General features: G+C 38.0%; 1 protein-coding gene. It reads left to right on the forward strand.

Features of this window, described 5'->3' with window-relative positions; all coding sequences use genetic code 11:
• Positions 1 to 439: 439 nt before the first annotated feature.
• Positions 440 to 1,000 carry a nucleotidyltransferase domain-containing protein gene (locus COY37_RS04625; protein ID WP_286976400.1) on the forward strand — a complete coding sequence of 187 codons (561 nt, stop codon included), beginning with the start codon at positions 440 to 442 and terminating at the stop codon, positions 998 to 1,000.
• Positions 1,001 to 1,031: the final 31 nt, after the last annotated feature.

A 1,031-nucleotide genomic window follows, 5' to 3' on the forward strand; every position in this document is an offset into this window, starting at 1 on the left:
TTTCACCCATCCTTTCTTTTTTCACAAAAAGACCTTTCAAGATTTAAAAAACTCGATTCAGCCCCCCCTCGATAACTGGATTGCTGCATATATAGATAATAAACGATAAGGCAAGCGTAAGGATATGGGTCAACCGCAAATTAATACGTATTTATCGAGCCTTAAACCACAGTACACATGAAGGTATCGCGGGCTTGATGAGGTTAAGGTAGGGAGGAGGAAGGTTTGGATAAGTTTAGTTAACAACGGCCAGTTCCTATAATTAGCAGTACCTTAACGAGTGCGAATCCAATCCGGGGAGCCAATGTCAAACTATGGAAAAATGCCTATAGAAAGGCATTTTTTTGATGTCTACCTGTTGTTATGGGGTACAGTTATGGCTTGGACTCCAGAAAACAAGAACCCTTGACCCAATCCTGAGTTCTAATATAATAGAACTATGTCTAATATATTAGAACATAAATCAAATTTTAGAAGCAGATTTTTCTTTACTAACTACAACAAGATCCTTGCATATTTAGCTGACCATCCAAGCGGTGAATACACCGAAAAAGAAATCAAAGAGGCTACCGGCGTTAGTAGAGCCGGAGCTAACTTTGCTTTGCGAGAATTGGTAGAAGATGGTCTAGCAATCTCGCAAAGAAGAGGGAGGATGGCGTTTTATTCAGTAAGTTTAGAGAACCCTCTTATCCGTCAAGTAAAAGTTTTAATAAATCTCATTAAAATCGACCCTTTGATTTCTGATCTAAAAAACATATCCGACAAAATAATCCTGTTTGGCAGCAGTGCAACCGGTACTAATATTGAAGAAAGCGATATTGACCTTTTTGTTTTAACCAACGACCCACCCGAAGCCTTGTCTAAAGCAAGTAAGTTTGAGACGGCTGAAAAAATCCAAACGATCGCTAGAAAACCAATTGATTACATAACGCTAAAGAAAAAAGACCCAATATTCTATGAAGAAATATCGCACGGTCTTACTCTTTGGGAGAAAAAATAATGAGCAAAGAATTTGACGAATGTTTAAAGAA

Origin of the sequence: Candidatus Aquicultor secundus, assembly GCF_002791875.1 — a bacterium.
Lineage (GTDB): Bacteria > Actinomycetota > Aquicultoria > Aquicultorales > Aquicultoraceae > Aquicultor_A > Aquicultor_A secundus.